Origin of the sequence: uncultured Microbulbifer sp., from assembly GCF_913055755.1 — a bacterium.
In the GTDB taxonomy this organism is placed as follows: Bacteria; Pseudomonadota; Gammaproteobacteria; order Pseudomonadales; family Cellvibrionaceae; genus Microbulbifer.
This window is the reverse complement of record NZ_CAJXKH010000132.1, coordinates 1-7,474: the sequence shown is the minus strand read 5'-3', so window position 1 is coordinate 7,474 and position 7,474 is coordinate 1. Positions and strand designations below refer to the sequence as shown.

The following is a 7,474-nucleotide window of genomic DNA, read 5'->3' as shown; positions in this document are numbered from 1 at the left end:
TTCTGTGGCAAATTCCTCGCTGAAATTACCCGGCCGATAGACGATTCAGTGGCCTGACATCCCTGATACGAACTTCAACGCGAAGGCGCCGATACCGGGGACAAGTTTGTGAGACCTTCACCGCCATGGATGGCGGTGCAGAGCCCCCAGGGGCCGAAGGCGCCGTGAATGCATGGAGCGGCCGGACCGGGTTTACGGTGTGTCTCACAAACTTGTACCCGGTAGCGGCGCCGCCACGGCTCTAGCTACAGCGGCCACACCCACAACAACATCGGCACCGCCACCGAAACCACCAGCAATTCCATCGGCAGCCCCATGGGCCAGTAGTCCCCGAATTTGAAACCACCAGGGCCCAGGATCAACGTATTGTTCTGGTGGCCGACCGGGGTCAGGAACGCACAGGAAGCGCCGATGGCCACCGCCATCAGGAAACTGTCCGGATTCACCTCCAGCTGCGCCGCCGCACTCAGCGCAATCGCGCACATCACCGCCGCGGTCGCCGCATTGTTCATAAAGTCCGACAGCGTCATGGTGACCACCAGAATCAACACCAGCGCGATCACCGGACTGCCCCGGGCCACATTGTCCAGCATCGACTTTGCCAGCACATCCGCCGCCCCGGTGGAATCCAGCACCCCCGCCACCGCAATCAGCGCCCCCAGCAACACGATCACAGAGCCGTCCACCGCCTCGTAAACATTGCGCAGTGGCACCACCTTCAGTGCCATGAATGCCAGCACACAGGTGGCAAACGATATTGCCGCCGGCAGCAGGCCGAAGGCCGCCCCCGCCACCGCCAGCCCCATCGCCACCAGCGCCACATAAGCTTTTTCCTTGTTGGGAATCGAGATATCGCGCTGCGCCAGGGGCACACAGCGCTGCTCGTTGGCAAACAGATTGAGGTTCTCCTCAGTGCCCATCATCAGCAGCGCGTCCCCCGCCAGCAGTGGCGTGGAGCCCAGGCGCTTGATGGAGCGCCGCCCCTGGCGGGAAAGGGCCAGCAGGTGGATTTCATAGCGCCCGGCCAGGCGCAGGTTCTGCGCGCTGCGCCCCACCAGGTAGGAATCCGGCATGACTACCAGCTCCCGCATGACCGTATCGTCCCTGGCCCGCTCGCGCTTTTCCTTATCTTTTTTCTCCTTCTCCTTCCCCTTTTCCTGCTCTTCCCTGGCAGTGCTATCCCGGTCGGTTTCGCTATTCCCGTCAGCCGTCGGCTCACCATTCCCGCTTGCGGCCTGCGCTTCGCTCTGCGGCTCCTCGCGGCGCCCCAACTCCGCCGGTATTTCCGCTTCCGGTAGCTCCCCGCTCAGGCGCGGCTCTACCGGGGCAGCTTCCTGCTCTGGCGCCTTTTCAGCAGCCTTGTCCTTGCCATTGCCGTTGCCGTTTTGCTCCTCTGCCTTCCTGGCTTTTCTCTCCTGGTCGTCACTTTCGGGGGCGGCGGCGAGCACCAGTCCCAGGTTCGACAGCACCGCAGACAGTGACTCGGGATCTGCCTCGATTACCAGGATGTCCCCGGCGCGCACTCGCAGCCCCGGCATGGCGGTAAACACCCGCGCGTTGTTGCGCACCAGCCCGATTACCTGGGCATCCTCCTCCCCCAGCATGCGCACCAGTTCCGCCAGGGATTTGTCGATGGCGGAACTCTTTTCCTTTACCAGGGCTTCGGTGATATAGCTGCCGGTATCAAATGAGGCGGCGCCGGCCTGGGTGCGCGCGGGCACCAGGCGCCAGCCCAGCAGCGCCACAAACAGCACCCCCACCACGGCCACTGCCAGCCCCACCGGGGTGAAGTCGAACATACCGTAGCTGCCGACGCCGGCACTGGCGCGAAAACCGGACACGATCAGGTTGGGCGGGGTGCCGATAAGCGTGGTCATGCCGCCGAGGATGGTGCCGAAGGAAAGGGGCATCAGCACCTTGCCCGGCGGCAGCTGGTAGCGGTCGGCCAGGTCCGTGGCCACCGGCATCAACAGGGCCATGGCGCCGACGTTGTTCATAAACCCGGACATGCCGGCGCCAAGGGCGGTCAGCGCTGTGATCGCCAGGGTAATGCCACCGCGCTTCGGCACCACCTTGTGCGCCAGCGCGTCCATGGCGCCGGTATTCTGCAATCCCCGGCTGAGGATCAATACACAGGCCACGGTGACCACTGCCGGATGCCCGAAGCCGGCAAACGCGTCCACCGGCTCGATCAGGCCAAAGAACACGCACGCCAGCAGTGACGCCATCGCCACCATGTCGTGGCGCCACCGCCCCCACATAAACAGCCCGATGGTGACCACAAGAATCAGCAGGATGGTGATCTGATCGAAACTCATAGACGAGTGGAATTCCTGGCTCCCGGCGGGCTGAAAAGCGGGTAAATATTGCAGCCGCACCTTCAAACATAGTGGATTCCCCACGGGCGGGCGCGGCGAATAAGCGAGAAAGGAGGCGGGAAAAAGAACGTAGCGGGCGGAGGGCCCAATGCCCTCCGGGGTTCGGTGGGGACGGTTACGGGTTGGCCTGCAGCCGGCGCAGGCCAAAACGGCGCAACAACAGCCATTCGCGGATCCGGCGCGGCAACCAGCGCGCCATCCACGGCAGCAGCTTGCTCTTGTTGCCGTAACGCAAAACCGGCCGCGGGCGCTTGCGCAGCAGTTCGCTGGCCAGGCGCTTGGCCAGGTCCCGCGCCAGGGTGGCATTCTGCTGGGACTCCACCGCGCGCGCGTGTACCGCATCCTCGCTGCGCTTGTACCAGGAGTCCGGCGCCAGTACACCGCGCAGGGAGGACTCGGCGTGGCGACCGAACTCCGAGGCGATGGCCCCGGGCTGCACGGTCATCACGCGAATGCCGAAGGGTTTCAGCTCGAGGCGCAGCACGTCGGACAGGCTGTGCAACGCGGCCTTGGAGGCGGAGTAGGCGCCGGAAAAGGGTGTCGGCATTACCCCGGAGACGGAGCCGATATTGCAGATGAGGCCGCGGTTGCGGGACCTGAGCAGCGGCGCGCAGGCGCGCGCCAGCGCCATGGGGGCAAACACATTGGTGCGGAACTGGGCTTCCAGCGCCCGTGTATCCAGCTCCAGCAGGGGCCCCATCTGGCCGTAGCCGGCGTTGTTGACGAGAATGTCCAGGCGTCCGTAGGCGGTCTTGATGGCGTACACCACGCGGTTAATATCCGCCAGGGAATTGACATCCAGCGCCTCGGTGGCGATCCCCAGGTCCGCCAGTTCCTGCAGGCTTTCGGCGCGGCGGGCGGTGGCGATGACGATGGTACCGCGACGGTGCAGGGCCAGTGCCAGTTCGCGGCCAATGCCGCTGGAGCAGCCGGTGATCAGCGCGACCCGGTCCGGCACCACGTAGCCGCGGCCGATCTGCGCCAGGCTCTCGGCGGCAAAGGCGTGATCGGAGGGGCGAAATCGGTTGGCCGGGGGTTTGCTCACGGTTACTGCTCCAGTACTGCGCTTACTCTGTGTCGGGCTCTGTAGCGGGCGCGGCGGCCCGGGGTTCCGTCAGTTGAAAGTGCGGGTTTTCGATCAGTCCGAATATATTGCCATAGGGGTCGAGGAAACTGGCCACCAGTATGCCCTCGCCCACGTCCACGACTTCGGCGTGCTGGCGGGCGCCGAGGCCGTTGAGGCGCTCGACCTGCGCGGCAATACTGTCGACGCCCCAGTAGGCGATGACGCCATCGGCACGACTGGTCACATTGCGCGCATCGGGGTCCAGCCCCAACTCAAAGCCGCCGACATTGAAGCCGACATAGCATTCGCTGTCGAAGTAGGGTTCCTGCTCCAGCAGGGTGGTGTACCACACCTTGGCTTCGGCAATATTGCCCACGCCATAGATAACGGTGCGCAACCCCAGAAACTGACTCACTCTCAGACCTCCCCGCGGAGCATTATTTCCGGCCCTGTCGCCGGTTTGTTGTTGTCTGTGATTTGAGCAGGTTTACTGCAGCTCCTGCTCCAGTTGTTCCAGCAGGTCCAGGGGCTCGATCTCCTCCCCTTCCAGATCCGCATTCCAGTTGATGCCCACCAGCAGCACATCTTCGTGCATGCCGGTCAGCCAGTCGTCCATGAACTCTTCCAGGTCCACGGGCACGACCTGGTAATCCGCCCAGTCGTCGGCGACATGCATTTCGGCAAATTCCCGCTGGGACCAGAAGGGCATGACGTCGGTATCATCATGACGCTCGGACTCACACAGGGCAAACCCCTCTTCCCCTTCCAGCGCCCACACGCACCCCTGCTCTACCGCCTCCGGCAGAAAGCGGTCGCAGTTTTCCTCGAAGTCATCTCCCAGCGGTTCAATTTCCATACAGGCTCGCCTTGTTAGTCGTGTTCGGAGTTTACGCCAGATTGGGCCCGATAAGTAGAAACTTGCGCTTAGTCGGGAGCGCACTAATGAACTCGGAGGTACTTTATCTGAAGGCGCGGTGGCGCCGGAGCACTGGGTATAAGTTTTTGGAACCGCTGTGAACCCATCCCTGGGCGCTGCGGCGGCGACTTCCTGTCGCCGACGCTTCCAAAAACTTATACCCAGCACTCCAGCTTCGCGTTAGGGAAATCTGGTTTCCGGATAGAACAAGGCACAACGGCTAAATCTAAGCCCGAGTGAAGAAATCTTGCTGACAAAGAATTTAGACTTTCCGCGAAGGCGCCGATACCGGGGACAGCCTTGCGAGACCTTCACCGCCATGGATGGCGGTGCAGAGCCCCCAGGGATGGGTGCACGGCGTGTCTCGCAAGGCTGTCCCCGGTAGCGGTGCCGCCACACTACCCATTAAGAACCAAGCACCCGGGCGCCACAGCTCCAGCTTCAAAACACCAAACCCCGGCGTTCAAAGCTGCAACCGGTGCCCGTTTTCCTTCAACCACCGCCGCAGGTTTCGATAGTCGGGACAGAGCGTTCCCACCAAATCCCAAAACGCCCGGCTGTGATTGTGGTGTCGCAAATGGCACACCTCGTGAATCACCAGGTAATCCACCACCGGCTCTGGAGCCAGGCACACCAGCCAGTTGTACTGCAACTCGCCACGCAGGGTACAGTGCCCCCACTTGCTCTTGGTGCGACGCACCTTTACCGCAGCAAACTGCAATCCCAACAGCCCGGCGAAATAACGGGATTTCTCGGTTAACAGAGCCAGCGCCTCGCGCTGGTAAAGTTTCTGCAACGCAGCCTGAAGCTGTGCTTCATCCGGCTCCCGCAGGCGACAGTAAAGCTGGATATATTCGCCGTCGATACACGCATCCGCCGCACGGGCCGCGCGGTCGAGCTCCAGGGACTTTCCGAGCCATGGGAAACGGGCACCGAAGGCAAAGTAGTGGTCGGGGACCTGGGACTGGCGCTGGGCTGCGCGGCGCAACTGCTCGCGTACCCAGGTAATATTTTCCCGCAGGAACTGGTGGCCGTGACGCTCGGCGCAGCGCTGCGGAATTCGCACCTCCACCCCTTTCTCCGCTACCACCAGCCCGAGCCGCTTGCGTCGCGGCGAGCGCAGCAAGCGGTAGGTAATATCCTCGAAGGTAAAAGCTTCCCCTGGCACGAAATAAATAAACCGGAATTACTGGGAGGGTACCGGCACCACCGCCATGGTGATGCGGGAAATACAATTGAGTTTGCCGCGGGGATCGTGAATGCGGATTTCCCATACCTGGCTGGAGCGACCAATGTGCACCGCGCTGGCTTTGGCGGTTACCGTTCCCTCCGGCACCGGGCGCAGGTGGTTGGCATTGATCTCCTGGCCCACGCAGTAGAACTTGCTGTGATCCACCGCCAGGTTGGCACCGACCGATCCCAGGGTTTCCGCCATTACCACGCTGGCACCACCGTGCAGGATGCCGAACGGCTGGCGGGTGCGCTCGTCCACCGGCATGGTGCCCACCAGATAATCGTCGCCGATTTCGGTAATTTCCATGCCGATATAACCGGGCATACAGCCCTGCAGGCTCTTGTTCACTGCCCCGAGAGTCGGCTCAACGTGCCAGATTGCCATCCCCATTACCTCGCTGATTGAATTGAATCCGTTGGGTCAATATCAGTAAAACAGCAGGGGATTGAAAGCACCAAAGCCACCAAAGCGCATCATCTCACCTTCCAGGTAGCGCATATCCCGGCGCAGGCGGCGGCGTTCGGCGCGCAGGCTGCGGACCTCTTCCTTGGTTTCTGCCTTCTCCAGGGCCTCGGTCACCCGGTAGTATTCCCGCTCGGCCTGGTAATAGCTTTTCTCCAGCGCCAGGTACTGCTGCTCTGCCTGGTAGACGGCGAGCCCCTGCTGGTAGTTGGCGAGGAACAGGTCGGCGGTGGGGCCGGTGCAGACCCCTTCGTAGTTGCGGCCGTTGCGCCCCTGCACGAAGCCGTTTTCCGGGGTGCAGTACTGCTCCACCCCCTCTTCGTGGCCGCGCATCCAGGCTTCGGTGTCGGTGCGCACGCCGTATTCGTGACACTTCTGCGCAATCTGGTACACCGTGGCCTGGCTGCGGCCGCGGGCGCCGTCCTGGATTCCCCGCTCGTACCAGAGTCCGGCCTGGCACTCTTCTTCCGAGATAACCGCACAGCCGTTGATTCCGCCGACGGCAATCAGCACCGCGGCAGCGGTGAGGTGTTTCCAGGGTTTTGCGTGCAACAAGTTCATTGGGGCATCCCGCCGGTTGGTCCGGTCTTATTAAAGTGCGGTGCCGGTGAACCGGCGCTGAATCGAACTCCGGTCTGGCATCAGCCGAAGCGTTTGTCGGCCACGAAGGGGTTGGTCTGTCGCTCCTGGCCGAAGGTGGACATGGGGCCGTGGCCCGGTACGAAGCGCACTGCGTCTCCCAGGGGCCAGAGTTTCTTGGTGATGGAGTCGATCAGGGCCTGGTGGTCGCTTTTGGGGAAGTCGGTGCGGCCGATGGAGCCGTTGAACAGAACGTCGCCCACCAGGGCGAGGTTGCTGGGGCGATGGAAGAAGATGACATGTCCGGGGGTGTGGCCGGGGCAGTGCACCACTTCGAGGGTTTCATCGCCGACGGTGACGGTGTCGCCGTCTTCGAGCCAGCGGTCGGGGGTGAAGGTTTCCACCGGGGGGAAGCCGAACATCTGCGCCTGGGTGGTGATCTGTTCGATCCAGAACTGGTCTTCTTTATTGGGGCCTTCTACGGGGATATCGAGCTGGCGCGCGAGGGGGGCGGTGCCGCCGACGTGGTCGAGGTGGCCGTGGGTGAGGAGGATCTTTTCCAGTTTGAGTCCGCGCTCTTCGACGGCGGCGAGGATGCGCTCGATGTCGCCGCCCGGGTCCACTACCGCGGCCCGCAGGCTGTCGTCACACCACAGCAGGGTGCAGTTTTGCTGGAAGGGGGTGACGGGGACGGAGTGGAATTGCAGAGCCATGGGAACACCTTTTGAATATTCGTGCGGGATTATAACCGCGGCGTGCCAGTCCCACTAAATCCCCCGATTCCGAGAGGGGTATCCGGCGAAGTTCGGTGGCGGTGACGCTGGCGGGGGCCAACTTCC

The 7,474-nt window shown here is 62.7% G+C and carries 8 protein-coding genes; all 8 read right to left on the bottom strand.

Translation table 11 applies throughout. The annotated features are described in order from the left end of the window. Window positions 1-245: 245 nt before the first annotated feature. Window positions 246-2,318: an SLC13 family permease gene (locus tag QZ511_RS15820; RefSeq protein ID WP_295803870.1), complete on the bottom strand. Its 2,073-nt coding sequence runs from the start codon at window positions 2,316-2,318 to the stop codon at window positions 246-248. Between the two features lie 175 nt (window positions 2,319-2,493). After that, window positions 2,494-3,423, bottom strand: a complete 930-nt coding sequence (locus QZ511_RS15815; RefSeq protein ID WP_295803868.1) for an SDR family oxidoreductase — start codon at window positions 3,421-3,423, stop codon at window positions 2,494-2,496. Window positions 3,424-3,445: 22 nt separating this feature from the next. After that, a complete protein-coding gene (locus tag QZ511_RS15810) occupies window positions 3,446-3,859 on the bottom strand; it encodes a VOC family protein (RefSeq protein ID WP_295803866.1) in 414 nt (137 codons plus the stop codon). Window positions 3,860-3,931: 72 nt separating this feature from the next. After that, window positions 3,932-4,300, bottom strand: a complete 369-nt coding sequence (locus QZ511_RS15805) for a DUF2750 domain-containing protein (RefSeq protein WP_295803862.1) — start codon at window positions 4,298-4,300, stop codon at window positions 3,932-3,934. 523 nt (window positions 4,301-4,823) lie between these two features. Further along, complete coding sequence (locus QZ511_RS15800) at window positions 4,824-5,528, bottom strand: SprT family zinc-dependent metalloprotease (protein WP_295803861.1); 705 nt, start codon at window positions 5,526-5,528, stop codon at window positions 4,824-4,826. Between the two features lie 18 nt (window positions 5,529-5,546). Continuing rightward, entirely contained in the window at window positions 5,547-5,978 is a 432-nt protein-coding gene (locus QZ511_RS15795) for a hotdog fold thioesterase (protein ID WP_295803859.1), read from the bottom strand. Window positions 5,979-6,020: 42 nt separating this feature from the next. Next, complete coding sequence (locus QZ511_RS15790; protein ID WP_295803857.1) at window positions 6,021-6,617, bottom strand: DUF2799 domain-containing protein; 597 nt, start codon at window positions 6,615-6,617, stop codon at window positions 6,021-6,023. 80 nt (window positions 6,618-6,697) lie between these two features. Next, complete coding sequence (locus QZ511_RS15785; protein WP_295803855.1) at window positions 6,698-7,348, bottom strand: MBL fold metallo-hydrolase; 651 nt, start codon at window positions 7,346-7,348, stop codon at window positions 6,698-6,700. Window positions 7,349-7,474: the final 126 nt, after the last annotated feature.